This is a genomic window from Diaphorobacter sp. ED-3 (assembly GCF_027625375.1).
GTDB lineage: Bacteria > Pseudomonadota > Gammaproteobacteria > Burkholderiales > Burkholderiaceae_C > Diaphorobacter > Diaphorobacter nitroreducens.
In genome coordinates this window covers 3,027,364-3,053,283 of record NZ_CP115182.1, presented here as the reverse complement: position 1 = coordinate 3,053,283, position 25,920 = coordinate 3,027,364, and the positions used below count along the sequence as shown (strand labels likewise).

General features: G+C 66.2%; 27 protein-coding genes and 1 pseudogene. 6 read left to right on the top strand and 22 right to left on the bottom strand.

Going from position 1 to position 25,920, the window contains the following annotated elements:
* Positions 1–124: 124 nt before the first annotated feature.
* The 18 genes and pseudogenes from PCQ86_RS14840 to grpE form a co-directional block, all read right to left on the bottom strand.
* A pseudogene (locus PCQ86_RS14840) lies at positions 125–892 on the bottom strand (SDR family oxidoreductase); the annotation flags it as partial.
* A gap of 163 nt (positions 893–1,055) precedes the next feature.
* On the bottom strand, positions 1,056–2,129 hold the full coding sequence (gene leuB / locus PCQ86_RS14835) for a 3-isopropylmalate dehydrogenase (RefSeq protein WP_252100973.1): 1,074 nt from the start codon (positions 2,127–2,129) through the stop codon (positions 1,056–1,058).
* 96 nt (positions 2,130–2,225) lie between these two features.
* On the bottom strand, positions 2,226–2,876 hold the full coding sequence (leuD, locus tag PCQ86_RS14830; protein ID WP_011806353.1) for a 3-isopropylmalate dehydratase small subunit: 651 nt from the start codon (positions 2,874–2,876) through the stop codon (positions 2,226–2,228).
* Positions 2,877–2,917: 41 nt separating this feature from the next.
* On the bottom strand, positions 2,918–3,325 hold the full coding sequence (locus tag PCQ86_RS14825) for a hypothetical protein (protein WP_011806352.1): 408 nt from the start codon (positions 3,323–3,325) through the stop codon (positions 2,918–2,920).
* Positions 3,326–3,357: 32 nt separating this feature from the next.
* The gene (locus PCQ86_RS14820; RefSeq protein WP_172207920.1) at positions 3,358–3,480 is read right to left on the bottom strand and encodes an entericidin A/B family lipoprotein; all 123 of its coding nucleotides are present in this window, start codon (positions 3,478–3,480) and stop codon (positions 3,358–3,360) included.
* Positions 3,481–3,493: 13 nt separating this feature from the next.
* Positions 3,494–4,915: a 3-isopropylmalate dehydratase large subunit gene (gene leuC, locus PCQ86_RS14815; protein WP_103737457.1), complete on the bottom strand. Its 1,422-nt coding sequence runs from the start codon at positions 4,913–4,915 to the stop codon at positions 3,494–3,496.
* A gap of 40 nt (positions 4,916–4,955) precedes the next feature.
* The gene (locus PCQ86_RS14810) at positions 4,956–5,912 is read right to left on the bottom strand and encodes a LysR family transcriptional regulator (protein WP_047350751.1); all 957 of its coding nucleotides are present in this window, start codon (positions 5,910–5,912) and stop codon (positions 4,956–4,958) included.
* Positions 5,913–6,097: 185 nt separating this feature from the next.
* The gene (locus tag PCQ86_RS14805; protein WP_270174088.1) at positions 6,098–7,462 is read right to left on the bottom strand and encodes an MBL fold metallo-hydrolase; all 1,365 of its coding nucleotides are present in this window, start codon (positions 7,460–7,462) and stop codon (positions 6,098–6,100) included.
* 44 nt (positions 7,463–7,506) lie between these two features.
* Entirely contained in the window at positions 7,507–8,667 is a 1,161-nt protein-coding gene (locus tag PCQ86_RS14800) for a cytochrome P450 (RefSeq protein WP_270174087.1), read from the bottom strand.
* A gap of 63 nt (positions 8,668–8,730) precedes the next feature.
* The gene (ubiD, locus tag PCQ86_RS14795) at positions 8,731–10,215 is read right to left on the bottom strand and encodes a 4-hydroxy-3-polyprenylbenzoate decarboxylase (RefSeq protein ID WP_123675921.1); all 1,485 of its coding nucleotides are present in this window, start codon (positions 10,213–10,215) and stop codon (positions 8,731–8,733) included.
* 56 nt (positions 10,216–10,271) lie between these two features.
* Complete coding sequence (locus PCQ86_RS14790) at positions 10,272–10,859, bottom strand: UbiX family flavin prenyltransferase (RefSeq protein WP_011806345.1); 588 nt, start codon at positions 10,857–10,859, stop codon at positions 10,272–10,274.
* Complete coding sequence (locus PCQ86_RS14785; protein WP_015913934.1) at positions 10,856–11,254, bottom strand: putative zinc-binding protein; 399 nt, start codon at positions 11,252–11,254, stop codon at positions 10,856–10,858. Before PCQ86_RS14785 ends, PCQ86_RS14790 begins: the two co-directional genes overlap by 4 nt.
* Positions 11,251–11,769: a ubiquinone anaerobic biosynthesis accessory factor UbiT gene (ubiT, locus tag PCQ86_RS14780; protein ID WP_135148583.1), complete on the bottom strand. Its 519-nt coding sequence runs from the start codon at positions 11,767–11,769 to the stop codon at positions 11,251–11,253. The genes PCQ86_RS14785 and ubiT overlap by 4 nt, the downstream gene beginning before the upstream one ends.
* A 25-nt stretch (positions 11,770–11,794) precedes the next feature.
* The gene (locus tag PCQ86_RS14775) at positions 11,795–12,697 is read right to left on the bottom strand and encodes a U32 family peptidase (RefSeq protein ID WP_270174086.1); all 903 of its coding nucleotides are present in this window, start codon (positions 12,695–12,697) and stop codon (positions 11,795–11,797) included.
* 109 nt (positions 12,698–12,806) lie between these two features.
* Positions 12,807–13,853, bottom strand: a complete 1,047-nt coding sequence (ubiU, locus tag PCQ86_RS14770; RefSeq protein WP_011806341.1) for a ubiquinone anaerobic biosynthesis protein UbiU — start codon at positions 13,851–13,853, stop codon at positions 12,807–12,809.
* A 190-nt stretch (positions 13,854–14,043) separates the two neighbouring features.
* Complete coding sequence (dnaJ, locus tag PCQ86_RS14765) at positions 14,044–15,174, bottom strand: molecular chaperone DnaJ (protein WP_135148585.1); 1,131 nt, start codon at positions 15,172–15,174, stop codon at positions 14,044–14,046.
* A gap of 95 nt (positions 15,175–15,269) precedes the next feature.
* On the bottom strand, positions 15,270–17,210 hold the full coding sequence (gene dnaK / locus PCQ86_RS14760) for a molecular chaperone DnaK (RefSeq protein ID WP_103737462.1): 1,941 nt from the start codon (positions 17,208–17,210) through the stop codon (positions 15,270–15,272).
* A gap of 86 nt (positions 17,211–17,296) precedes the next feature.
* The gene (gene grpE, locus PCQ86_RS14755) at positions 17,297–17,833 is read right to left on the bottom strand and encodes a nucleotide exchange factor GrpE (RefSeq protein WP_011806338.1); all 537 of its coding nucleotides are present in this window, start codon (positions 17,831–17,833) and stop codon (positions 17,297–17,299) included.
* Positions 17,834–18,072: 239 nt separating this feature from the next.
* Between grpE and rpsF the strand changes: the two genes are divergently transcribed.
* From rpsF to dnaB, 5 genes are all read left to right on the top strand, one after another.
* Positions 18,073–18,450 (top strand): 30S ribosomal protein S6, encoded by a 378-nt coding sequence (gene rpsF, locus PCQ86_RS14750; protein WP_011806337.1) that lies wholly within the window; start codon positions 18,073–18,075, stop codon positions 18,448–18,450.
* 25 nt (positions 18,451–18,475) lie between these two features.
* Complete coding sequence (gene priB, locus PCQ86_RS14745) at positions 18,476–18,766, top strand: primosomal replication protein N (protein WP_011806336.1); 291 nt, start codon at positions 18,476–18,478, stop codon at positions 18,764–18,766.
* An 18-nt stretch (positions 18,767–18,784) separates the two neighbouring features.
* Complete coding sequence (rpsR, locus tag PCQ86_RS14740; protein WP_011806335.1) at positions 18,785–19,066, top strand: 30S ribosomal protein S18; 282 nt, start codon at positions 18,785–18,787, stop codon at positions 19,064–19,066.
* A 14-nt stretch (positions 19,067–19,080) separates the two neighbouring features.
* Entirely contained in the window at positions 19,081–19,533 is a 453-nt protein-coding gene (gene rplI / locus PCQ86_RS14735) for a 50S ribosomal protein L9 (RefSeq protein ID WP_011806334.1), read from the top strand.
* A gap of 181 nt (positions 19,534–19,714) precedes the next feature.
* On the top strand, positions 19,715–21,133 hold the full coding sequence (gene dnaB / locus PCQ86_RS14730; RefSeq protein ID WP_011806333.1) for a replicative DNA helicase: 1,419 nt from the start codon (positions 19,715–19,717) through the stop codon (positions 21,131–21,133).
* Positions 21,134–21,204: 71 nt separating this feature from the next.
* Here dnaB and PCQ86_RS14725 read toward each other — a convergent pair whose 3' ends face one another.
* From PCQ86_RS14725 to PCQ86_RS14710, 4 genes are all read right to left on the bottom strand, one after another.
* Positions 21,205–21,570 (bottom strand): hypothetical protein, encoded by a 366-nt coding sequence (locus tag PCQ86_RS14725; RefSeq protein ID WP_015913927.1) that lies wholly within the window; start codon positions 21,568–21,570, stop codon positions 21,205–21,207.
* Positions 21,570–23,333 carry a PhoH family protein gene (locus tag PCQ86_RS14720; RefSeq protein ID WP_270174085.1) on the bottom strand — a complete coding sequence of 588 codons (1,764 nt, stop codon included), beginning with the start codon at positions 23,331–23,333 and terminating at the stop codon, positions 21,570–21,572. Before PCQ86_RS14720 ends, PCQ86_RS14725 begins: the two co-directional genes overlap by 1 nt.
* Positions 23,334–23,488: 155 nt before the next feature.
* Positions 23,489–23,977 carry a peroxiredoxin gene (locus PCQ86_RS14715; RefSeq protein WP_011806330.1) on the bottom strand — a complete coding sequence of 163 codons (489 nt, stop codon included), beginning with the start codon at positions 23,975–23,977 and terminating at the stop codon, positions 23,489–23,491.
* Positions 23,978–24,141: 164 nt separating this feature from the next.
* Positions 24,142–24,516, bottom strand: coding sequence for an Mth938-like domain-containing protein (locus tag PCQ86_RS14710; RefSeq protein ID WP_015913925.1), 375 nt, complete (start codon positions 24,514–24,516; stop codon positions 24,142–24,144).
* 152 nt (positions 24,517–24,668) lie between these two features.
* On the opposite strand from PCQ86_RS14710, the gene PCQ86_RS14705 reads away from it, so the two are divergent.
* Positions 24,669–25,901, top strand: coding sequence for a pyridoxal phosphate-dependent aminotransferase (locus PCQ86_RS14705; RefSeq protein ID WP_011806328.1), 1,233 nt, complete (start codon positions 24,669–24,671; stop codon positions 25,899–25,901).
* Positions 25,902–25,920: the final 19 nt, after the last annotated feature.

The following is a 25,920-nucleotide window of genomic DNA, read 5'->3' as shown; positions in this document are numbered from 1 at the left end:
GTGCCTTGGCGGCAGAGGCGGTGTTCAGGGCGAACGGGCGGGCGGCAAACATAGCTGGGCATTGTAGCGGAACCCATGCAGGCCCATGGCTGGGCATGCCGCCATCGCCGCTGCGCTGCGGCCATCCCCGCTGGATGGACACCCCGCCATCCACCAGCATGGCTGTCCCGGTGACGAACGATGCCGCGTCGGACGCCAGGTACAACGCGGCCTGGGCAATCTCCCGGGGCTGCGCCAGGCGCTTGAGTGCATGCAGTTGGGCGACCTGGGCCAGCGCCTCGGGTGTTCCGTTCATGGTGCGCGCCATGGGGGTGAGGGTGCCGCCGCGCAGCAAGGCATTCACACGGATGGCCTTCGCTCCGAACTCCGTGGCCAGTGCCTGGGTCAGGCCGATCAGGCCGGCCTTGCTCGCGGCATACGCGGCCGTGCCCGCAAATGCGGCGGTATATCCCACGAAGGTGGAGGTGAGGATGATTGAACCACCTCCGCGCGCCAGCATTGCGGGAATCTGGTGCTTGGCGCCCAGGAAGGCACTGGTGAGGTTGGTCTCCAGGGTGTTGCGCCAATCGCTCGACTGCACGTCCGGCGTGGGTTGCAGCGGCCCCATGGTGCCCGCGTTGTTGAAGGCGATATCGAGGCCGCCAAAACGCTCCACGGCAGTGGCGACGAGCGCTTGTGCGTAGGCCTCGTCGCGCACGTCGCCGGCCACTGCCGCAGCCGACCCTCCCTGCTGGGTGATGGCAGCGACGAGTTGGTCCAGCTCCGCTTGGCGCCGTGCGCCCACGACGACGGCCGCGCCGGCCTCCGCGAAAAGCAGGGCCGCTGCGCGGCCGATGCCGGAACTGGCGCCGGTGACGATGGCGACGCGATGGGAGAGGGACGGTTGGGACATGGGACGCTCCTTCGGGTTGGGTGAAGGAAGAGTCTCCCGGCCCGTGGGCGATGCGTCTGGCCGGATCCGGACTTGCGATGCCGCTTGTGCCGCTGGTGCCGCTTGCGCGCCACGAAAAAGCGGCCCCGAAGGGCCGCTGGCGCGTTGTGCGGGAGGCCGCCTGTCAGGCAGCGAGGGCCTTCACCACGGCATCGCCCATCTGTGCCGTGCCCACCTTGGTGGTGCCGTCGCTGTAGATGTCAGGCGTGCGCAGGCCTTGGGCCAGCACCTGCTGCACCGCGGCTTCGATGCGGCGCGCGGCTTCTTCCTGGTTCAGGCTGAAGCGCAGCATCATGGCGGCGCTGAGGATGGTGGCCAGGGGGTTGGCCACGCCCTTGCCGGCGATGTCCGGGGCGCTGCCGTGGCTGGGCTCGTACAGGCCTTGCTTCTTGTCGTTCAGGCTGGCCGAGGGCAGCATGCCGATGGAGCCGGTGAGCATGGAGGCTTCGTCGGAGAGGATGTCGCCGAACATGTTACCGGTGACGATCACGTCGAACGCCTTGGGCGCTTTCACCAGCTGCATGGCCGCGTTGTCCACGTACATGTGCTGCAGCTCCACGTCGGGATAGTCCTTGTGCACCTCGGTCACGACGTCCTTCCAGAACTGGAAGGTTTCCAGCACGTTGGCCTTGTCCACGCTGGTGACCTTCTTGTTGCGCTTGCGCGCGGCCTCGAACGCGACGCGGGCGATGCGCTCGATCTCGGGCTTGCTGTAGCGCATGGTGTCGAATGCTTCCTCGGCGCCGGGGAAGTGGCCGTCGGCGGCGGTGCGACGCCCGCGCGGCTGGCCGAAGTAGATGTCGCCGGTCAGCTCGCGGATGATGAGGATGTCCAGGCCGGCCACCAGCTCGGGCTTGAGGCTGGACGCATGCGTGAGCTGCTCGTAGCAGATCGCGGGACGGAAGTTGGCGAACAGGCCCAGGTGCTTGCGCAGGCCCAGGATGGCCTGCTCGGGGCGCAGCGGGCGCGCCAACGTGTCGTACTTCCAGTCGCCCACGGCGCCGAACAGGATGGCGTCGGCACTCTTGGCAAGATTCAACGTGGACTCCGGCAGCGGGTGGCCCGCGGCCTCGTAGGCGGCGCCGCCCACGGGTGCGATCTCCATCTCCAGCTTCAGGTCCAGGGCTTCGAGCACCTTGACGGCCTCGGCGACGATCTCGGGGCCAATGCCGTCACCCGGCAGAACTGCGATTTTCATGGTCATTCACTTCTGTTTTGATAGCTGTTGGCGCTTGATGGATAAGCGCCGGAGGCTGTTTTTGCTTGTAATCAATCGGTCAGGGCCGGTGGTGGGTCACGCGGCCATGGTGTGGCTCAGCCACGGCTTGCTGGCCAGGCGTGCGGCTTCGAACGCGCGGATCTTGTCGGCATGGCGCAGCGTCAGCCCGATGTCGTCAAACCCGTTGAGCAAGCAGTACTTGCGAAACGGCACCACGTCGAAGGGGATCTCCTCGCCCTGGGGACGCACCACCACCTGACGCTCCAGGTCCACGGTGAGCTGGTAGCCGGGGAAGGCGGCCGCTTCGTTGAACAGCTGGTCCACCGTGGCTTCGGGCAGCACGATGGGCAGCAGGCCGTTCTTGAAGCAGTTGTTGAAGAAGATGTCGGCAAAGCTCGGCGCGATGATGGCGCGAAAACCGTATTGGTCCAGCGCCCAGGGCGCGTGCTCGCGGCTGGAGCCGCAGCCGAAGTTCTTGCGCGCCAGCAGGATGCTCGCGCCCTGGTAGCGCGGCTGGTTCAGCACGAAGTCGGGGTTGGGCTTGCGCTGGGATTCGGGCACGCCCGGCTCTCCCTTGTCGAGGTAGCGCCACTCGTCGAACAGGTTGGGGCCGAAGCCCGTCTTCTTGATCGACTTGAGGAACTGCTTGGGGATGATGGCGTCGGTATCGACGTTCTCGCGGTCCATGGGGGCGACGAGGCCCTTGTGGAGGGTGAATTTCTGCATGGTGGTGTGTCCGGAAAGAAGTGGCGTTGGGGCCCGCGGGCTTACTGGCCGTTGGTCCAAGTGCCGGCCTTGATCTGTGCGCTGGAGGTTTCGCAGGCCTTGCGCTTGTCCTGCAGCGCATCGGCGGTCAGGTTGTAGTAGTAGGCATCCACGGGCTGACCCATCAGCCCCTTGCAGGCGCCGCTGGCCGGGCGCGGGCACTGCGGCAGGTAGCTCACCTTGCCGGGCTTGCCGCCCAGTTGGGCGGACATCTGCGCCAGGCCGCCGCAGCTGCCCTTGATCTGGTCGTCGGGCACGCCGGCGGCGAATTCCATGCAGTCCTTGACCTGCGTGGTCTTGCCACTGAAGGTGATGCTGCCTTCGATGACGCAGGCGCGGTTGGCGGCCCACGACAGGGCGGGGCTGGCTAGCAGCAGCGTGGTGGCGAGGCAGGCGAGGGCTTTCTTCATGCGGAGCTCCTGGGATGGCGGTGTGGAGGGGCCTACTTGGCGGCGCGTTCGATGGCGCTGCCGGCGCGCTGCACGTCCTGGCCCATGCCCTTGACGGTGTTGCAGCCGGCCAGCACGAAGGCCAGCGCGAGCAGGGCGGCGAGAGACTTTTTCATGGTGGGAGGCTCCTTAAGCGAACTGGCGGATGTCCACGAAGTGGCCATGGATGGCGGCGGCCGCGGCCATGGCGGGGCTCACGAGGTGCGTGCGCCCGCCCGCGCCCTGGCGGCCTTCGAAGTTGCGGTTGGACGTGGAAGCGCAGCGCTCGCCGGGCTCCAGGCGGTCGGCATTCATGGCCAGGCACATGGAGCAACCGGGCTCGCGCCATTCAAAGCCCGCGGCCTTGAAAATCGCATCCAGCCCCTCGCGTTCGGCCTGTTCCTTCACCAGGCCCGAGCCAGGTACCACCATGGCCAGCTTGATGTTCTTGGCGACCTTCTGGCCGAGCTTCTTCACCACGGCGGCGGCTTCGCGCATGTCCTCGATGCGGCTGTTGGTGCACGAGCCGATGAACACCTTGTCCACGAAGATGTCATCCATCGGCTTGCCGGGCTGCAGACCCATGTAGGTCAGCGCACGCTCGATGGCGCCGCGCTTGGACGGGTCCTTCTCATTGTCCGGGTCGGGCACCACGGCGTCGATGCCCAGCACCATCTCGGGGCTGGTGCCCCAGGTGACCTGCGGCACGATCTCGGCGGCGTTCAACTCCACCACCGCGTCGAACTTGGCGTCCGCGTCCGAGTGCAGCGTCTTCCAGTACGCCACGGCCTGGTCCCACTCCACGCCCGTGGGTGCGAGCGGGCGGCCCTTGACGTAGTTGATCGTCTTGTCGTCCACTGCCACCAGGCCCGCGCGCGCGCCGGCTTCGATGGCCATGTTGCACACGGTCATGCGGCCTTCCATGCTCAGGTCGCGGATGGCTTCCCCGGCAAATTCAATCGTGTAACCCGTGCCGCCCGCGGTGCCGATCCTGCCGATGATGGCCAGCACGATGTCCTTGGCCGTGATGCCAGGGGCGACCTTGCCATTCACTTGGACCAGCATGTTCTTGGCCTTCTTGGCCAGCAGGGTCTGCGTGGCCATCACGTGCTCCACCTCGCTGGTGCCGATGCCGTGGGCCAGCGCGCCGAACGCGCCGTGGGTGCTGGTGTGGCTGTCGCCGCAGACCACGGTCATGCCCGGGAGGGTGGCGCCGTTCTCGGGGCCGATCACGTGCACGATGCCTTGGCGCTTGGACAGGAAGGGGAAGAACGCTGCCGCACCGGACTCCTGGATGTTCTTGTCCAGCGTGACGATCTGCTCCTTGCTGATGGGGTCGGCAATGCCGTCGTAGCCGCGCTCCCAACCGGTGGTGGGAGTGTTGTGGTCGGCCGTGGCCACGATGGAGCTCACGCGCCAGACCTTGCGGCCCGCCTCGCGCAGACCCTCGAAGGCCTGCGGGCTGGTCACCTCATGCACCAGGTGGCGGTCGATGTAGAGCACGGCGGTGCCGTCCTCTTCCGTGTGGACGACGTGCTCGTCGAAGATCTTGTCGTACAGGGTGCGTCCCATGGCAGTCTCGTTTCTTGGGTTCAGTGGGGTGGTGAGAATTCTAGGTGGGGGTGTCGCCGTCCTCGGCGGGCGTCGCGGCAGGCGCGGGCGCCAGGTGTTCGACCAGCAGCCGTGCCGTGACGGGCAGGGCCTCGAAGTCGCGCGCCACCAGGCGCAGCGCGCGCCGGGCCCAGGGTTCGTCCAGCGGCACGGCGGCCAGTTGCCCCACGCCGCGCATCAGCGAAAACGCCCGGTCGGGCAGCAGGCCTACGCCCAGGCCGTTGTCGATCATGCGGCACATCGCGTCCAGGCTGGTGACCTGGATGCGCTGGCGCAGCGGGCGCGCGGCCTGCGCGGCGGCCTGGCGCATGGCCAGGCTGATGCTGCTGCCCGCGTGCAGCCCGACGATGTCCCAGTCCAGCACTTCCTCAAAGCGGATTGATGCGCGGGTCGACAGGGCGTGCGTCTGGGGAACGACCAGCACCAGCCGGTCGCTGCGGTAGGGGCGGCTTTGCAGGCCTTCGTGGGCGGCCGTGGCGGGCACGTTGCAGATCCCCAGATCCGCCGCGCCTTCGTGCACGGCCTGCAGCACGTCGGGCGAAAGGTGCTCCTGCAGATCGATCTTGATCTGGCTGTGTGCCTGGGCGAACGCGCCCAGGTCCTCGGGCAGGAACTGCACGATGGCCGAGATGTTGGCGTGCATGCGCACATGGCCGCGCACGCCGTCGGCGTACTCGGAAAGCTCACCCTGCATGCGCTCCAGCCCGAACAGCACGTTGCGTGCATGGTGCAGCAGGCTTTCGCCGGCGGGGGTCAGCGTCACGCCGCGGCTGTGGCGGTACAGCAGGGCCGTGTCGACCGCAGCCTCCAGGTCGGACAGGCGCTTGCTCACCGCCGAGGCGGCGATGAACTCCCGCTCGGCCGCGCGGCCGATGCTGCCCAGTTCGCAGACGGCCACGAACAGTTGCAGCGAGGTGAGGTCAATGCGGCGCGCAAAGCTGCGCTCTGAGCTTTTCATCGGGGGTGGGTGACTTCTCGTTTGACGAGGTGAGTCCCCTATTTTCCCCCTTATGTCTGTCATTTGTCATCGCGATACGCGATGGCTCACATGCCGCTGGATGGGGCATAGCGGCGGATTTGCTATGAAAAATATAGCTTGAAGCGCTCATCAAATAAGCGCTGGAGGCTGTTTTGGCTCTTGTTTTAGAGCGTCACGCTGTCGCCATGCTCGGGAACTTCCACGGGCCAGCCCAGCGCGTGGTCGATGCGCTGGCGCAGCATGTCGGCCGCAGCCATCTCCCCATGCACCACGTACACCTGCCGGGGTGTGGAGGGCATGGAGCGCAGCCAGGCCACCAATTGGTCGCCATCGGCGTGGGCCGAGGCCGTGGCCAATTGCACCACCTCGGCGCGGATGGCCACGTCGCGCCCGTGGATGCGGATGGTTTTTTCGCCTGCGGCGATGCGGGCGCCGCGCGTGCCGCCCGCCTGGTGCCCGGTGAGGATGATCATGTTGCGATGGTCGCCCGCGTGCAGCGCCAAATGGTGCAGCACGCGCCCGCCGGTGGCCATGCCGCTGGCCGACAGGATCACGCGCGGCCCGTGCAGACGGGCCAGCGCCTTGGATTCGTCCACGCTGTGCACCAGCGTCGTGCCGCGCGCCATGGCGTGCAGTTCGGAGTGGTTGATGCGGGTCTCGCTCAGGTGGTTCTGGAACAGCTCCGTGGCGCTCACGGCCATGGGGCTGTCCAGGTACACGCGCAGTCCGGAAGGCACTTCGCCGCGGGCCTTCAACTGGGCGATGGCGTACATCACCGTCTGCGCGCGCCCCACGGCGAATACCGGCACCACCGCCACGCCGCCACGCGCGGCCAGGCGTGCCAGCGCGGGCCCCAGCTCGTCCAGCACCGTGCCGGGCGGGTGGCTGCGGTCGCCGTAGGTGGACTCGATGAGCACGGTGTCGGCCGCGGGCGGCGCGTCGGGCGCGTGCATCAGCAGGTCGTCCGGGCGGCCCAGGTCGCCCGAGAACAGGATGCGCCGCCCTCCCACCTCCAGCAGCACGCTGGCCGCACCCAGGATGTGGCCTGCATTCTGGAAGGTGGCGCGCCAGCCGCGGATGGGCTCGAAGGTCTGGTGCGTGGGCTGCACTTGCAGCAGCGACAGGCAGTGCTGCGCGTCCAGGCGCGTGTACAGCGGCAGGGCGGGTTCGTGCTTGCTGAGCTTGTGCCGGTTGAGGAAAGCCGCGTCTTCTTCCTGCAGATGGCCGCTGTCGGGCAGCAGGATGGCGCATAGATCGCGCGTGCCGGCCGTGCAGAACACCGGCCCGCCAAAGCCGTCCTTGGCCAGCAGCGGCAGGTAGCCCGAGTGGTCCAGGTGGGCATGGGTGAGCAGCACGGCGTCAATGTCCTGCGGCGCCACCGGCAGCGGGTTCCAGTTGCGCAGGCGCAGCGGCTTGTAGCCCTGGAACAGGCCGCAGTCCACGAGCAGCGCCTGGCCGCCGTGGCGTACGAGGTATTTGGAGCCGGTGACGGTGCCGGCCCCGCCGAGGAAAGTGATGCTGACGGACATGGAATGGCTTTGTGAAGTGACGACCGTCAGCGTAGCAGGCGGCGCTACGCGGGTGTTTGATGCAAACGCACCCGCAGCGCGGCGTAGCCGGCGTCCGGGGCTGTGGCCCGCGTAGGCGCATGGCCTGCGGGCAGTGCGATGGCGCTGGTGCGCGCCAGCAACTCCTCCATCAGCACCCGCAGTTCCAGCCGCGCCAGCGGCGCGCCGGGGCAGACGTGGATGCCTGCGCCATACAGCAGGTTGAGCGCGGGGTCGCGGTCCATGCGAAATTCATCCGGGTCGCCGAACACGCGCGGGTCGCGGTTGGCGGCGATCCAGTGGATGGACAGGCGCTCGCCCATCGGCACGGGGCAGCCGCCCAGCGTCACGTCGCGGGTGGTGATGCGGCGGTTGGCCACGAGCGGGCCGTCGATGCGCAGCACCTCGTCGATGGCCGTGGGCAAGAGGCCGGGCTGCGCGCGCAGGCGTTGCTGCCAGTCGGGGTGGCTCGCCAGCCAGTGCAGCAGGATGCCGATGGAGGCGGCAATCGTGCCGACCTCGCCCACCGTCCAGTTGCGCAGCACGCTGGCAAGCTCGCGCAGGTCCAGCAGGCGGCCCTCCACACGGGTGTGCATCAGTTCGCTGGTGATGTCCTGCGTGGGCGGCGCCTCCAGGCGGGCCTGGCGCACGCGCCCGACCAGGTCTTCGAACTCCTGCGCAACGGCCGAGGTCTGCGTGCGGTCGCCCGAGCGGGTGGCGGCCTGGCTGCGGCGCAGCCAGCCGAGCAGCTCGTCCTGCAGCAGCGTGGGCCAGCCGAGGAACGCGGACTGCACGCGCACCGCGAAGGGCAGGGCGAACTCGTGGGTGATCTCCAGTTCGCCGCCCAGGGCCAGGGCCTCCTGCACCGTGGCGGCCGACAGCGCGCGACACACGGGCTCGAAGTGCGCCATGCGCTCGGGGGCGAAGAACGGGTCGAGCGCGCGGCGGTACTGCGTGTGCAGGGGCTGGTCGTAGCCGTTGGGCACGGCCGGGTGGGCGGACACCGCACTGCTGAAGGTGGCATGGTCGCTGAGCACCTGCATGACCTCGGCGTGGCGCAGCACGGACCAGTGCTGCGCGTCGCTGTGCGCCAGCGGGCAGCGCTCGCGCAGCTGGTCGTAGGCGGCGCGCTGGTCGCGCAGGACTTCGGGGGCTTGCGGGTCCCAGCGGGGCGGTGTCGTGGTCATGGCAGTCTCCTTGGAGGGCTTCCTGCGGCTTCGCCCACCCGGCGAGGCGATCGCAGACGGGTTCTACAGTCCCAGCGCGTCGGCCAGCGCGTTCATGCGCTGGCTCACGCCGGCATCCATGGCCATGGGGCGGCCCCATTCGCGCTGGGTCTCCCCGGGCCATTTGTTGGTGGCGTCCAGCCCCATCTTGCTGCCCAGGCCTGCCACGGGCGAGGCGAAGTCCAGGTAGTCGATGGGCGTGTGCTCGATCAACAGGGTGTCGCGCGCCGGGTCCATGCGTGTGGTCAGGGCCCAGATGACTTCCTTCCAGTCGCGTGCGTCCACGTCCTCGTCCACCACCACGATGAACTTGGTGTACAGAAACTGGCGCAGGTGGCTCCACACGCCCATCATCACGCGCCGTGCATGGCCCGCATAGGCCTTGCGGATGCGCACCACCGCCATGCGATAGCTGCACGCCTCGGGCGGCAGGTAGAAGTCGATGATCTCCGGGAAGGCGCGCTGCAGCAGCGGCACGAACAGCTCGTTGAGCGCCAGGCCCAGCATGGCCGGCTCGTCGGGCGGCTTGCCGGTGTAAGTGCTGTGGTACAGGGCGTCCTGGCGCTGCGTGATGCGCTCGACGGTGAACACCGGGAACTCGGCGCACTCGTTGTAGTAGCCAGTGTGGTCGCCGTAGGGGCCTTCCAGCGCGTGCTGCCAGCCGCTCTTGTGGTTGGCGTCGGGATGGATGTGGCCTTCCAGCACGATCTCGGCGCTGGCCGGTACCGACAGCGGCACGCCTAAAGCGGGCGCCACCTCGGTGCGCGCGCCGCGCAGCAACCCGGCGAACTGGTATTCCGACAGCGTGTCGGGCACGGGCGTGACGGCGCCCAGGATGGTGGCCGGGTCGGCCCCGATGGCCACGGCCACCGGATAGGGCTGGCCGGGGTTGAGCCGGCAGTGGTCGGCAAAGTCCAGCGCGCCGCCGCGGTGCGACAGCCAGCGCATGATGAGCTGGTTCTTGCCCAGCAGCTGCTGGCGGTATATCCCTAAGTTCTGGCGTGCCTTGCGCGGCCCGCGCGTGATAGTGAGGCCCCAGGTGACCAATGGCGCCACATCGCCAGGCCAGCAGTGCTGGATGGGCAGGCGGGTCAGGTCGACGTCGCTGCCCTCCCACACCACCTCCTGGCAGGGCGGGCGGCGCACGGTGGCCGGGGCCATGCTCCACAGCGTCTTGAGCAGATCGCGCTTGCCCCACAGGTCCTTCATGCCGCGCGGCGGCTCGGGCTCCTTGAGCTGCGCCAGCACCTCGCCGAAGGCGCGGATCTCCGGCAGCCCGGCCACGCCCAGCGCGCGCGCCACCCGCCCGGGCGTGCCGAACAGGTTGGCGAGCACCGGCATGGTATGGCCCGTGGGGTGCTCGAACAGCAATGCGGGGCCGCCCGCGCGCAGTACGCGGTCGGCCAGCGCGGTCATTTCCAGGTGAGGGGATACGGGCTCGGCAATGCGGCGCAATTCGCCCGCGGCCTCCAGCTGGGCCATGAAGTCGCGCAGGTCGCGGTAATGCATGCTTTGAATGAAATCAGGCTCCAGCGCTTATCCAGTAAGCGCTACCAGCTATTGTTTCAGGAGTCCAACGGCAGGCCCTGCCATTGCGGCGCCAGGGCATGCTCCAGCCCCAGCAGGTCCAGCACGCGGGCCACGCTGTGGTCCACGATCTCGCCCACGCTGGTGGGGCGCTGGTAGAACGCGGGCATGGGCGGGCACACGATGCCGCCCATCTCGGTCACCGTCGCCATGTTGCGCAGATGCACCAGGTGCAGAGGGGATTCGCGCACCATCAGCACCAGGCGACGCCGCTCCTTGAGCACCACGTCGGCCGCGCGCGTGAGCAGGTTGTCCGCCAGGCCGTGGGCCACGGCCGCCAGCGTGCGCATGGAGCAGGGCGCCACCACCATGCCGTGCGCGGCGAACGAGCCGCTGGCAATGCTGGCGCCCACGTTGGCGAGGTCGTGCACCACGTCCGCCAGCGCCTCGACGCTGGCGCGGTCCATGTCCAGCTCGTGGCGCAGGTTGCGCCAGCCGGCGTCGGAGACGACCAGGTGCGATTCCACGTTGGGCATGTCTTGCAGCGCCTGCAGCAGGCGTGCGCCATACACGGCGCCGCTGGCGCCCGAGATGCCCACGATCACGCGGCGGGGCGGCTGGCTCATGCGGCGGCCTTGGAGCGCAGGGGATGGTCGTGCAGGTCGGCCTGGATGCGCGCCAGCACCTGGGCGGCCTCGGCCGGGTCGAAGTCCTGGTGGTTGCGCTTCTTCACGCCGTATTCATGCAACTGGAAGTGGCGTGCCGGCGTAATGCCGTGGCGCGCCAGGCTGCTCTTCACGCACACCAGGGGGCAGCCGTCGAGCGCGATGATGGGACGGCCCGAGCGCGCCAGCTTGACCAGCTTGGGCACGTCGCCCCCCACGCCAGCGATGCACGACATTTCCGCCACACCCTCACGGTCCAGCCGCACGGCGACATGGTTGGCCAGCTGCGCGGCGCTGGAGCAGCCGGAGCAGGAATAGACCAGCGGGTGGACATCGCAAGGGGCAGGTTCCGTCACGAACGACCTCCAAAGAAGGGCGGAAGAGGCGGCAATTGTCGCGCAAGCTGCGGGGCCCAGCGCGAGAGCACGGCGCGCGGCGCCCAGTGGCGCGGGTCGAGCACGGGCAGGTCGATGGCGTCCAGCGCGTTCTTGACCACCAGGCCCAACTCGGTGTCGCCCTCCATCACCAGGCGGCGGTTGAAGAACAGTGTGTCCGGGTCCTGGCGACGCTGCGCCAGCAGCACGAAGTCCTGCGCATTGGCGCTGATCGCGAGGTCCGGGTTGGCCTGCGGCGCGCTGGGCGCAAAGCGCTGGCCGTTCCAGGTGAAGTCGAAGGCCACGCGCGCGTCGCGCACGCGGATGGACAGGCGCTTGTCCTTGAGCAGGTCCTTCACGTCCTGCGGCAGGTGGCGCGACAGGGCCAGGTTGATGGCCGTAACCAGCAGGACCGAGCCCGGATAGGCGGGCAAACGCGAGAGCACGGCGCCCACGGGGCGCGGCAGGGTGAACGGTGCGGGTGGGGTAGCGGTCATGGCTTGAAGGAGTAAGTGCGGTGGCTCAGGATGTCACGGCGGGCTGCACCAGATCCAGTCCGGGCTTGCCGTGCCAGTAACCGTTGCAGGGGGCCTCGGGCATCAGGGGGCGCATGCGGTCAAGGGCACCTGCATCGGGTTGGGGCGCCTTGCGGGCCGCGTCGAAGGCGGCAATGACCTCTGTCATATGCTGCGATTGGGGGGACAGGCGCAGCAGTTCCACGCCCAGCACGCGCAGCGCAGGTACGTCCTGGATGAGGTTGTGCACGCGCGCCGACTGGGTCTGGATGCCGTTGAGCACCAGGAAGCCCTCGCCTTCGCGGGTGGCCAGCAGCTGGCCGTCCGGGTGCTCGATGCAGCGAAAACCGCAGTCGTCCTTGGGCAGGTTGTAGTGGCGTGCCGTGAAGCAGCGCGCCGAGAACGCCAAGGGCATGCGGCCGTAGGCGAAGACTTCGGTTTCCAGCCCCGCGGGTTTGTGTTGCTGCAGCACGGCCAGGTCGGCCTGGCGCATCTCCAATGGCATGACCCAGCGGCTGGCGCCCAGGCCGACCATCCAGTTCAGCGAATCGGCATTGAACAGGTTGAGCTGGGGGCCGGCGACGAAGGCGCGCTTGGCTGCAAGCTGGTGCACGGCGCCCATGTCGTTCGCCTCGATGAGGAATTCCTCGTCCTGGGCGATCTTGTGCATGGCAGATACGTCGGAGGTGGACTCCAGCAGCACCATGGTGGAGAGCACAGCCTGCTTGCCGGCGTCGCGCAGCATGCGTGCGATGTCGATCCAGTCGCTCTGGCGCAGCTCGCGGCGGCGCGAGCACACGGCTTCGCCAAGGTAGACGACGTCCACCGACGTCTCGGCCATGGCCTGGTAAAAATCAAAAACGGTATCGCGCGGCCAGTAGTACTGCAGCGGGCCCAGGGCTAATTTCATCTTGATGCTCTCAGTTCTTCAGGGGGCCAAGCGCAGTCCCCGCCGCATAAATCGGCGTGACCCAGGCCCAGGCTGCCGGGCAACGGCACAGGGGGGTGTTCTTCGCACTTCATTTCCAGGGGCGGTGGTAGGCGCCCAGCGTGTGCTGCTGGCCCTCGGCCACCTGGTCCAGGCTGGCCATCCAGGCGGTCTTGGGGCTGTACAGGTGGCCTTGCGCCATGCAGTGGTCGATGGCCTCGCGCCAGACCTTGGTCACCTGGGCCACGTACGCGGGGCTGCGCTGACGGCCCTCGATCTTGAAGGCACGCACGCCCATCTTCACAAGCTTGGGCAGCAGTTCCAGCGTGTTGAGGCTGGTGGGTTCCTCCAGCGCGTAGTAGTTGCTCTCGTCGCCCACGTCGAAGCGGCCCTTGCACAGCGTGGGGTAGCCGGCGTTCTCGCCGTTGCCGTAGCGGTCGATGAGCACGCCATTCAGGCGCGACTCCAGGCCCTTGGGCGTCTCCTGCCAGCGCACGAACTTCGCGGGTGAGCACACGCCGTGCGTGTTGGGCGACTCACCCGTGGCATAAGACGACAGCGCGCAGCGCCCTTCGACCATCACGCACAGGCTGCCGAAGGCGAACACCTCGATCTCCACCGGCGTGCGGTCGATCACCTGGCGCACCTGCTCCAGCGAGAGCACGCGCGGCAGCACGGCGCGCTGGATGCCGAACTGCTGGTGGTAGAAGTTGATGGCGTCGTGGTTGGTGGCCGAGCCCTGCACCGACAGGTGCAACCGCAGCTGCGGATGGTGGCGCATGGCGTATTGCATCAGGCCGGGATCGGCCATGATCACGGCGTCGATCCCCCAGGCGGCCGCGCGGTCCAGGGCGGCGCGCCAGGGGGCGGGGTTGGCGGCCTGCGGGTAGGTGTTGAGTGCCAGCAGCACCTTGCGCCCGCGCGCATGGGCGTAGGCAATGCCGTTCTGGATGGCCGCCTCGTCAAAGTTCAGACCCGCGAAATTGCGTGCATTCGTCGCGTCGCGCAGTCCGAGGTAGACGCAGTCGGCTCCGCCGTCAACGGCCGCCTTGAGTGCAGGCAGGCTGCCGGCGGGGCAGACCAGTTCGGGTGCGGAAGGGATGTCGGGGGAAGTCGGTTGGCGGGCTGGGTCGGTCACGGGGGCGCTCTTTCGGCTGGCTTGTGCGCGGATCGTCTGATCCTGCGCAGGCTGCGTACCTTAGGTCGCGGTGAATACCCATAACCTGATTTTTGTCAACGATGGGCCGGTCGTTCCTGAATAAACAGATCGGGATTGACCAAAGCCCAGGCAAAAAAAGGCCCGCTGTCCGCGGGCCTTGTCCAGGGGGTCAGCTGAAGAAGCTCTTGAGCCGGTCGGTCCAGCTCTCGGTGGACGGCGAATGCTTGGCACCGCCCTTCTTGAGCGACTCGTCCAGTTCCTTGAGCAGCTTGCGCTGGTGCTCGGTGAGCTTGACCGGGGTTTCCACGATGATGTGGCAGTACAGATCGCCGGGGTAGCTGGAGCGCACCCCCTTGATGCCCTTGCCCCGCAGGCGAAACTGTTTGCCGGCCTGTGTGCCTTCGGGGATATCGATGGCCGCCTTGCCCTGCAGCGTGGGCACCTCGATCTCTCCACCCAGCGCCGCGGTGATGAAGCTCACCGGAACCTGGCAGTGCAGATCGTCGCCGTCGCGCTCGAAGATGTCGTGCTTCCTGATGCGGATCTCGATGTACAGGTCGCCCGGCGGCCCGCCATTGGTGCCCGGTTCCCCGTTGCCGGTGGAGCGGATGCGCATGCCGTCGTCGATGCCGGCGGGGATCTTCACCTCCAGCGTCTTTTGTTTCTTGACCCGGCCCTGGCCGTGGCAGGCCGTGCAGGGCTCGGGAATGATCTTGCCCGTGCCGCGGCAGTGGGGGCAGGTCTGCTGCACGCTGAAGAAACCCTGGCGCATCTGCACCGTGCCAGAGCCCTGGCAGGTGCCGCAGGTCTTGGCGCTGGTGCCGGGTTTGGCGCCGCTGCCGTGGCAGGTCTCGCAGCTTTCCCAACTGGGAATGCGGATCTGCGCTTCCTTGCCCTTGGCGGCTTCCTCCAGCGTGATTTCCATCGCGTAGGAGAGGTCGTTGCCGCGGTACACCTGCCGGCCGCCGCGCCCGCGCGCGCCGCCGAACATGTCGCCGAAGATGTCTCCGAAGGCTTCGGCAAAGCCACCAAAGCCCTCGGCGCCACCCATGCCGCCACGCATGTTGGGGTCTACGCCCGCGTGGCCGTACTGGTCGTAGGCGGCGCGTTTCTGTGCGTCGGACAGGATCTCGTAGGCTTCCTTGGCCTCCTTGAACTTCTCTTCGGCAGGCTTGGCAGCGTCACCCTGGTTGCGGTCAGGGTGGTACTTCATCGCGAGCTTGCGATAGGCTTTCTTGATCTCATCGTCCGAGGCGTTCTTGGGAACGCCAAGGACCTCGTAAAAATCTCTCTTGGACATGGGCAATCTTCAGGCCGGTTGGGAGCACGAACGCCGCGCGAACCCCGGCTGGCGGGGCTCGACGCGGCGGCTAGGCACGGGATGCGCTGGCGCGATCAGCCCTTCTTGACTTCCTTGACCTCGGCATCCACCACGTTGTCGTCCTGCGCGGCGGCGCCGGCGGAGCCACTGGCGGCAGCTTGCGCACCGGCAGCCTCGGCCCCTTGAGCGGCCTGCGCATCGCCGTACATCTTCTCGCCGAGCTTCTGGCTGGCAGCCATCAGTGCGGTGGTCTTCTCGTCGATGGCGGCCTTGTCCTCGGTCTTGAGGGCAGCTTCCAGGTCCTTCACGGCGGCCTCGATCTTTTCCTTCTCACCGGCGTCCAGCTTGTCGCCGTGCTCGGACAGGCTCTTGTTCACCGTGTGCACGGCGGCCTCACCCTGGTTGCGGGCCTGCACCAGCTCCAGCTTCTTCTTGTCGTCGGCGGCGTTGAGCTCGGCGTCCTTCACCATCTTCTGGATCTCGTCCTCGGACAGGCCGGAGTTGGCCTTGATGGTGATCTTGTTCTCCTTGCCCGTGCCCTTGTCCTTGGCGCCCACATGCAGGATGCCGTTGGCGTCGATGTCAAAGGTCACTTCGATCTGGGGCGTGCCGCGCGACGCCGGGGGAATGCCTTCCAGGTTGAACTCGCCCAGCAGCTTGTTGGCGCTGGCAATCTCGCGCTCGCCCTGGAACACCTTGATCGTCACGGCGGGCTGGTTGTCCTCGGCCGTCGAGAAGGTCTGCGCGAACTTCGTCGGGATCGTGGTGTTCTTCGTGATCATCTTGGTCATCACGCCGCCCAGGGTCTCGATGCCCAGCGACAGCGGCGTCACGTCCAGCAGCAGCACGTCCTTGCGGTCGCCCGACAGCACCTGGCCCTGGATGGCTGCGCCCACGGCCACGGCTTCGTCGGGGTTCACGTCCTTGCGGGGTTCCTTGCCGAAGAATTCCTTGACCTTTTCCTGCACCTTGGGCATGCGGGTCATGCCGCCGACCAGGATCACGTCGTCGATGTCGGACACGGAGATGCCGGCGTCCTTGATGGCCGTGCGGCAGGGCGCGATGGTGCGCTCAATCAGGTCTTCTACCAGCGATTCCAGCTTGGCGCGGGTCAGCTTGATGTTCAGGTGCTTGGGACCCGAGGCATCGGCCGTGATGTAGGGCAGGTTGATGTCGGTCTGCGAGGAGTTCGACAGCTCGATCTTGGCCTTCTCGGCGGCTTCCTTCAGGCGCTGCAAGGCCAGCACGTCCTTGGACAGGTCCACGCCCTGTTCCTTTTTGAACTCGCCGATGATGTAGTCGATGATGCGCTGGTCGAAGTCCTCGCCGCCCAGGAAAGTGTCGCCGTTGGTGGACAGCACTTCGAACTGCTTTTCGCCATCGACGTCGGCGATCTCGATGATGGACACGTCGAACGTGCCACCACCCAGGTCATACACGGCGATCTTGCGGTCGCCCTTGTCCTGCTTGTCCAGGCCGAAAGCCAGCGCGGCGGCGGTAGGCTCATTGATGATGCGCTTCACATCCAGGCCCGCGATACGGCCGGCGTCCTTGGTGGCCTGGCGCTGGGCGTCGTTGAAGTACGCGGGAACCGTGATCACGGCCTCGGTCACCGGCTCGCCCAGGAAGTCCTCGGCGGTCTTCTTCATCTTGCGCAGCACTTCCGCGGAGATCTGCGGGGGGGCCAGCTTCTGGCCGCGCACTTCCACCCAGGCATCGCCGTTGTCGGCGCGGGTGATGGTGAAGGGCATCAGGTCGATGTCCTTCTGCACTTCCTTTTCCTCGAACTTGCGGCCGATCAGGCGCTTGGCGGCGTAGATCGTGTTCTTGGGGTTGGTCACGGCCTGGCGCTTGGCCGAGGCGCCGACCAGAATCTCGCCGTCTTCCTGGTACGCGACGATGGACGGCGTGGTGCGCGCGCCTTCGCTGTTCTCGATCACGCGCGTGTTGTTGCCTTCCATGATGGCCACGCAGCTGTTGGTGGTGCCCAGGTCAATACCGATGATTTTTCCCATGTTTTTCTCCGTGATGTCTGAAATGGCTGATAGCCAGTAACTTGTGGATAACTTGCCCGTCTTCAAGCGGCGGTGCTGAGATTTATTTACTTGGGCGCGGCCACCGTGACCAGCGCTGGGCGCAGGACGCGGTCAAAGATCAGATAGCCCTTTTGCAGCACGCTCACGACGGTGTTGGCTTCCTGGTCGGCGGGCACCATGCTGATGGCCTGGTGCTGGTGCGGGTCGAACTTGGTGCCGGCCTCGGGGTTCACGATGACCACCTTGTTGCGCTCCAGCGCCGACATCAGCTGGCGCAGGGTGGCGTCCGACCCCTCGCGCAGTTGCTCGGCCGTGGCGTTCTCGATGGCCAGGGCGGCGTCCAGGCTGTCGCAGACAGGCAGCAGGCTTTCGGCGAAGCTCTCGATGCCGAACTTGCGGGCCTTGGCTACCTCATCCTCCGCACGCCGTCGGGCATTCTCGGCCTCGGCCTTGGCGCGCAAAAATTGATCGGCCAGGTCGGCGCTCTTGGCTTTGAGTTCGGCCAGTTCGCCCTGCAGGCGGTTCAGTTCGTCGGCGGCATTGGCGGACATCGCTGCTTCAATCTCTTCAGGAGAGGGAGGGGGATTCTGGTTCTCGGACATGTCGACTTGGGTTGAATTGGAATGCTTATGCGCGCCAGTTAGGGGCGCATCCGCGGTTTTCAAGCGCGAATGGTGCAAATGGCGTTCTTTGCGTGCAACGCGGGGGCTTTGGCGTGCCGCGTGCAGGAGTGTGGACGGTGCGCAGTGTACAAGGTGAGCGCGCGTTGCTATAATCTCGCGCTTTGCCTTGCCACACCGCTACACGACGCGGCGGGTGGTGTCATCCAAAAGGAGTTTGCATGCGTCACTACGAAATCATTTTGTTGATCCATCCGGATCAGAGCGAACAGGTTCCGGCCATGCTGGAGCGCTACAAGGGCATGATCGTTGCCGGCGGCGGCCAGGTGCACCGTGTGGAAGATTGGGGTCGCCGTCAACTGGCTTACCTGATCAACAAGCTGGCCAAGGCCCACTACCTGTGCCTGAACATCGAAGCCGACCAGGCTGTGATGGCCGAACTCGAGCACGCCTTCAAGTTCAACGACGCCGTGCTGCGTCACCTGACGGTGCAGAAGAAGAAGGCCGAAACGGGCGCGTCCTCCATGATGAAGACCGTCGAGCGCGAAGAAGCACGCAAGGCCAGCCAGGCCGAGTTTGCCGCTTCGAACGAGCGCTGATCGACCAGCCTGTCAGCCAGGAGGTGTGAACAACCATTGGGTCCTGACAGCCTGTATCGCCGAGGTCCAGCCTCTGCGCTACACGCCCGCCGGCCTGCCGGCGCTGGATATACGACTCGAGCACGAGTCGCTCCAGCGGGAAGCCGGGGCGGATCGGCAGGTCAAGGCCAGCGTGAAAGCCCTCGCATTTGGCGCTCTTGCGGAGCGCCTGGCCCGGCAAGCACTGGGAAGCGTCTGGAGGTTCCAGGGCTTCTTGGCTACGGGGCGCGGCGGCAAGGGATTGGTGTTCCACATCCAGGATATTCAACAAGATTAATTTTCAAGAGGTCCGAAAATGGCCACGTTCAAGAAATTCAACAAGGACAAGCGCCCGAAGCGCAACACCCAGTCGCTGCTGTTCAAGCGCAAGCGCTTCTGCCGCTTCACGGTCGCAGGCGTCGAAGAAATCGACTACAAGGATGTCGACACCCTGCGTGACTTCATCGCCGAGAACGGCAAGATCATCCCCGCGCGCCTGACCGGCACGCGCGCGATCTACCAGCGCCAGCTCAACACCGCCATCAAGCGCGCCCGCTTCCTGGCCCTGTTGCCCTACAGCGACCAGCACAAGATCTAAGGAGCACGATTACCATGCAAATCATCCTGCTCGACAAGGTCGTGAACCTCGGTAACCTCGGCGAGATCGTCAAGGTCAAGGACGGTTACGCCCGCAACTTCCTGATCCCCACGGGTCGCGCCCGCCGCGCCACCGAAGCCGCCAAGGCCGAGTTCGAGGCCAAGCGCGCCGAACTTGAAAAGGCCGCCGCCGAGAAGCTGGCTGCCGCCCAGGCACAAGGCGAAAAGCTGGCCGGCACCACCGTCAAGCTGACCCAGAAGGCTGGCGTGGACGGCCGTCTGTTCGGCTCCGTGACCAACCATGACATCGCCGAAGAGCTGAACAAGCAAGGCTACAACGTGGTGAAGTCGCAAGTCCGCCTGCCCAACGGCCCGATCAAGGTCGTGGGCGACAACACCGTCACGGTGGCCCTGCACACCGACGTGGCCGTTGAAGTCACCGTGTCCGTCTACGGCGAAACGGCCTGATCGGTTCACACCCTGGCTCTGCCATACAAAGCCGCCCTTGGGCGGCTTTTGTTTTTTCACCCGCACCTGTGCACCTGCTGCCCACTGCCTTTGCACGCCTTATCCACAGAGTTGTGCAATGACGGGCGTGGCACCGCCCGCTAGCATCGTCTGCTTGCCCTCCTGAAAGCCCCTGAGTCCCATGTCTGCCGTTGTGCCCACCCTTCCTGACGGTTATGCCGTCCCATCGCTGGATCGCGAGGTGGCCCAGTTGCGCGTTCCGCCCCATTCCATCGAGGCAGAGTCCAGCGTGCTGGGCGGCCTGTTGCTGGACAACATGGCGTGGGACCGCGTGGGTGACCTGCTGGTGGATGGCGATTTCTACCGCCACGAGCACCAGCAGATCTACGCCGCCATCGGCGCGCTGATCAACGCCAGCAAGCCTGCGGACGTGATCACGGTCTACGAGCATCTGCAGGGCATGGGCAAGGCCGAGGAGATCGGCGGGCTGGCCTATCTGAACAGCCTGGCCCAGTACGTGCCCAGTGCCAGCAACATCCGCCGCTACGCAGAGATCGTGCGCGAGCGCGCCATCCTGCGCAAGCTGGTGACCGCCAGCGACGACATCGCCACCAACGCCTTCAATCCCCAGGGCCGGCCGGTGGAGCGCATCCTGGACGAGGCTGAGCAGAAGATCTTCGCCATCGGCGAAGAGGGCTCGCGGATGAAGCAGGGCTTCCAGTCGCTTGACTCGCTCGTGATCGACCTGCTGGACCGCGTACAGGAGATGGCCGACAACCCCATGGACGTGACCGGCGTGCCCACGGGCTTCGCCGACCTGGACCGCATGACCAGCGGTCTGCAGGCAGGCGACTTGGTGGTGCTCGCGGCACGCCCCTCCATGGGCAAGACCTCGTTCGCCGTGAACATTGCCGAGCATGTGGCGCTCAACGAGGGCCTGCCGGTGGCCATCTTCTCGATGGAAATGGGCGCCGCCCAGCTGGCGGTGCGTATCGTGGGCTCGATCGGGCGCGTGAATCAGGGCAACCTGCGCACCGGCAAGCTCAGCGACGAGGAGTGGCCGCGCCTGACCGAAGCCATCGAGCGGCTGCGCACCGTGAGCCTGCACATCGACGAAACGCCGGGCCTGACCCCATCCGAGCTGCGCGCCAACGCGCGCCGCCTGGCGCGCCAGTGCGGCAAGCTCGGCCTGATCGTGGTCGACTATCTGCAGCTCATGAGCGGCTCGGGCAGCAACAGCTCCGACAACCGCGCCACCGAGCTGGGCGAGATCTCGCGGGGCCTGAAGATGCTGGCCAAGGAGCTGCAGTGCCCGGTGATCGCACTGTCGCAGCTCAACCGTTCGGTGGAGCAGCGCACCGACAAGCGTCCCATGATGAGTGACCTGCGCGAATCGGGCGCCATCGAACAGGACGCGGACATCATCATGTTCATCTACCGCGACGACTACTACAACAAGGAGTCCAAGGAGCCGAACATTGCCGAAGTCATCATCGGCAAGCAGCGTAACGGCCCCACGGGCACGGTGAAGCTGTTCTTCCAGAAGAACCAGACGCGCTTTGAGAACCTGGCGGTGGGCGCAGGTGACGATTACTATTAAGAGTCAAAAATGGCTCTAGCGCTTACTGGGTAAGCGCTAGTAGCTATTTATTTAGTAGTGATTGAGCGGTCTTAACGCGACAGTGCCCAGGCGAGCAGCGCCAGCGTGCATACGCCGAGCCCGCAGACGGCGAGCAGCAGGTGCAGGCTGCGCCGGCGCAACCCATCGACGGCGCGCACCAGTTGGGCGTTCTGCTCGGCCAGCGATTCGATCAGCGCGGCGGACGCGCGCTGGTCTTCCTCCAGCTGGGCCATCCGCGCTTGCAGTACTGCCAGTTGATCGGGCGTGCTATCGATCCGCTGCGCGGGCGCCTCGGGCGGCGGCGCCTTGCGCGTGTTGCTGATGAGTTTGCGCGCGGCCTGCATGATCTGGGGCGTGGCCTCGATCACGTCGCCCCAGGGCACAAGCTTCAGCGCGGACATCCAGCCCACGGCCATCAGAGCACCTCGCTGGCGAAGTCGGCCAGGCGCGAGCGCTCGCCGCGCGCGAGCAGGATGTGCCCGCTGTGCGGCCAGCCCTTGAACCGGTCCACCGCATAGGTCAGGCCGGAGGAGCCTTCCGTGAGATAGGGCGTGTCGATCTGTGCCAGGTTGCCCATGCAGATGATTTTGGTGCCGGGGCCCGCGCGGGTGACCAGCGTCTTCATCTGCTTGGGCGTCAGATTCTGCGCCTCGTCGATGATGACGTACTTGTTCAGAAAGGTACGCCCGCGCATGAAGTTCATGCTCTTGATCTTGATGCGGCTGCGGATCAGCTCATTGGTGGCCGCGCGGCCCCACTCGCCAGCATTGCCCCCGTCGCCCTTGGCAAGAAATTCCAGGTTGTCGTCCAGCGCGCCCATCCAGGGGCCCATCTTTTCTTCCTCCGTACCGGGCAGGAAGCCGATGTCCTCGCCCACGCTCACCGTGGCGCGGGTCATGATGATCTCGGTATAGCGGCGCTCGTCCAGCACCTGGGTCAGGCCCGCGGCCAGTGCCATCAGCGTTTTGCCGGTGCCGGCCGTGCCGGTCAGCGTCACGAAGTCCACGTCGGGGTCCATGAGCAGGTTCATGGCGAAGTTCTGCTCGCGGTTGCGGGTGTTCACACCCCAGACCGTATTCTTGGACGAGCCATAGTCCTTGAGCGTCTCCAGTACCGCCGTCTTGTCCCGGATCTCGGTCACGCGCGCATACAGGCTGGGCTCGCCCGGCGCCTCGAAATACACAAACTGGTTGATCATCAGCTGCGCCACCACGGGGCCGTTGATGCGGTAGTACATGTGCACGCCGCTCTGCCAGCTTTCGACGTTCTTGCCGGCCTTGGTCCAGAAGTCCGTTGGCAGCGCAAGGCTGCCCGAATAGAGCAGGTCGCCGTCTTCCAGCGTCTTGTCGTTCTGGTAATCCTCCGCGACCAGGCCCAGGGCGCGCGCCTTCACGCGCATGTTGATGTCCTTGGACACCAGCACCACCTCGCGCGGCGCATGCAGCTTGCGCAGCGCTTCCACCACGCCCAGGATCTGGTTGTCGGCCTTGCCCTGGGGCAGGCTGGAGGGCAACTGGTAGTTCAGGGGGGCGGTCTGGAAGTACAGGCAACCGCCGGCGGCGCGCTGGCCCGTGGAATCCAGGCGCAGGCCCAAGGCCATGTCGGCGCTGCCATGGGCTGCCGCCAGCGCATCCAGCGTACGGCTGGCCTGGCGGCCGTTGCGGGCCACCTCGGTCATGCCCTTCTTGTGGCCGTCGAGTTCCTCCAGCACGATCATTGGCAGGAAGATGTCGTGTTCTTCGAAGCGGAACAGGCTCGTGGGATCGTGCAGCAGCACGTTGGTGTCGAGCACGAACATCTTCTTCGGCCCGGCAGCACGCTTCTTGCGAGGTGCAGCGTCCGGTGCGGCGCGCGGCGGGGCAGCCGGGGGCACTGCGGTGACAGGGGGTCTCATGCGCACTGCGCCCTCATCCGCAGGGCGTGCGCGCGAATGGGCGGATGCAGCAGATACCCCTGCTTTGGTCGAGCGGCCTGCACCGGATGGGATGGCGGTATCAGGTGCGGCGGCTTTCTTGGCGGCGCTGGTCTTGGTGGCCGCGCGCTTGCGAGTGGGAGCGGCCGCTGTAGCGGGCGGGGCCGCGGAAGCCTCCGCGGCCTCGTCATCCTCGAAAACCGTCATGCGATAGGCGTCTGGTTTGAGCAGGGCGGCGCGCTGGGTCGGGGCGGGGGGCAGGGGCATTGCAGGGAGCCTTGAGGAAAGTAACGTTCAAAAAGCACAAAGCCGCCTAGGAGACCGAGGCGGCTTTGGATTGCGGGGAGCGTGTTGCGTTTCTCAGCAGCATTGACCCATTATGCATGCTCCCCGTGGCGGCCCACGGTAGAGCCGTCAGGTGTTCAGGCGGCTTTCTTGACAGGGGCTTTGATCGCCTTCACGGCCTTCAATACCTCGTCCACATGGCCCGGCACCTTCAGGCCGCGCCATTCCTGCACCAGAATGCCTTCGGGATTGACGAGGAAGGTGCTGCGCTCGATGCCCTTGACCTTCTTGCCGTACATGATCTTGTTCTTCACTACGCCGAACATGTGGCACATCTTCTCTTCGGTGTCGGCGATCAGCTCGAAGGGCAGCTCCAGCTTTTCCTTGAAGTCGTCATGCGACTTCATGTTGTCGCGCGACACGCCGAAGACCACGGCACCGGCCTTCTCGAAATCCTTGAACTTGTCGCGGAACTGCATGGCCTCAGTGGTGCAGCCCGGGGTGTTGTCCTTCGGGTAGAAATACAGAATCAGAATCTGGCCCTGGTGCGAGACGTTGGAAACCTTGATTCCGCCAGTCGCGTTGGCTTCAAATTCAGGAAGGGGTTTGTTGACAACGATCGCCATGGCACTTCTATCTCTCACGAATTAGTCGAAGAAAAGCCGGGGGAGTGGGGGTGTACTCTTTTTTGGGTGGTGCCCCCGACCGCAACAGACTATTTTACCCCGAAACCCCCTCCAGGAGAACCGACGCCCTGGCACTCGGATACGGCGCCAGGGGGAATCTGCCGTTACTCGGTTTCCAACAGCAGCGCCGCGACCACGTTGCGCCCTTCGCCTGCCAGGACGTTGTAGGTCCGGCAAGCGGCCTGGGTGTCCATGGTTTCCAGGCCGATGCGCCGCGCCATCAGTGGCTGCAACCAGGCGGGCGGTGGAAAGCGGTTGCGCAGGCCGCTGCCGAAGATCACCACCTCGGCGTCCAGTTCGGCGAGTTGCGCGAAGTGCGCGGCAGTCAGGTCCTCGAAGCGGCGGCAGTTCCAGGCGATGCGCTGGCCGCGCGCACCGATGATGACGCTCTCGGTCACCCGATCGGCGTCCACGCCGATCCAGTCCGGCCCGTAGGCGGTGATGGACTGGGTATCGGGGCGTTCGGGCTGGAATTTCATGGGCGTTGCGGAGGCTGCCCGCACCCTGCGCGGTTGTGGGGCGGCCGGGGCCTTGGGTGGAACTGTGGTCAAATTATAGGTTTGACCGAGGCGCCCTGCGCCCGGCGGGGCCGCAGCCCCACTTGTGCCCCTCTCCTCACGCCTGCCCGCACATGAAGCCCATCCGCAAATCCGCCAAGCTCAACAATGTTCTCTACGATGTCCGGGGCCCCATCGTGGACGCGGCCAAGCAGATGGAGGACGAGGGCCAGAAGATCATCAAGCTGAACATCGGCAACCTGGCGCCGTTCGGCTTTGACGCGCCCGAGGAGATCCAGCAGGACATGATCCGCAACCTGCCCAACTCGGCGGGCTACTCGGACAGCAAGGGCATCTTTGCGGCGCGCAAGGCCGTGATGCACTACAGCCAGCAGCAGGGCGTGGCCGGCGTGACGCTGGACGATATTTACCTGGGCAACGGCGCGAGCGACCTGATCACCATGGCCACCAACGCGCTGCTCGACGACGGCGACGAGCTGCTGGTGCCCGCACCCGACTATCCGCTGTGGACGGCGGCGGCCAGCCTGTCGGGCGGTCGGCCTGTGCACTACCTGTGCGATGAAGACAACGGCTGGATGCCCAGCCTGACGGACATCCGCGCCAAGATCACCCCGCGCACGCGCGGCATCGTGGTCATCAACCCCAACAACCCCACGGGCGCGCTGTACTCGGACGAACTGCTCAAGGGCATCGTGCAGATCGCGCGCGAGCACAACCTGGTGCTGTTTGCCGACGAGGTGTACGACAAGGTGCTGTATGACGGTGTCAAGCACACGGCCATGGCCAGCCTGTCGACCGACGTGGTCACGCTCACCTTCAACTCGCTCTCCAAGGCCTACCGCTCCTGCGGGTACCGCGCCGGGTGGATGGTGATCTCGGGCGACAAGACGGCCGCGCGCGACTACATCGAGGGCATCAACATGCTGGCCAACATCAAGCTCGGCTCCAACGTGCCGGGCCAGTGGGCCATCCAGACCGCGCTGGGCGGCTACCAGAGCATCAACGACCTGGTCAAACCCGGCGGGCGCCTGTGCCGCCAGCGTGACCTGGCCTACGAGCTGATCACCGCCATCCCCGGCGTCACCTGCGTCAAGCCGCAGGCGGCGCTGTACATGTTCCCCCGCCTGGACCCCGAGATGTACCCCATCGCGGACGACCGCCAGTTCTTTATGGAAGTGCTGCGCGCCACGCGGGTCATGCTGGTGCAGGGCTCGGGCTTCAATTACCCCGACAACCAGCACTTTCGCATCGTGTTCCTGCCGCACGAAGACGACCTGCGCGAGGCCATCGGCCGGCTGGCGGGCTTCCTGGCCGCCTACCGGCAGCGCCACGCCAAGGCGGCGTGAACTTCATTTTTGATAGCTG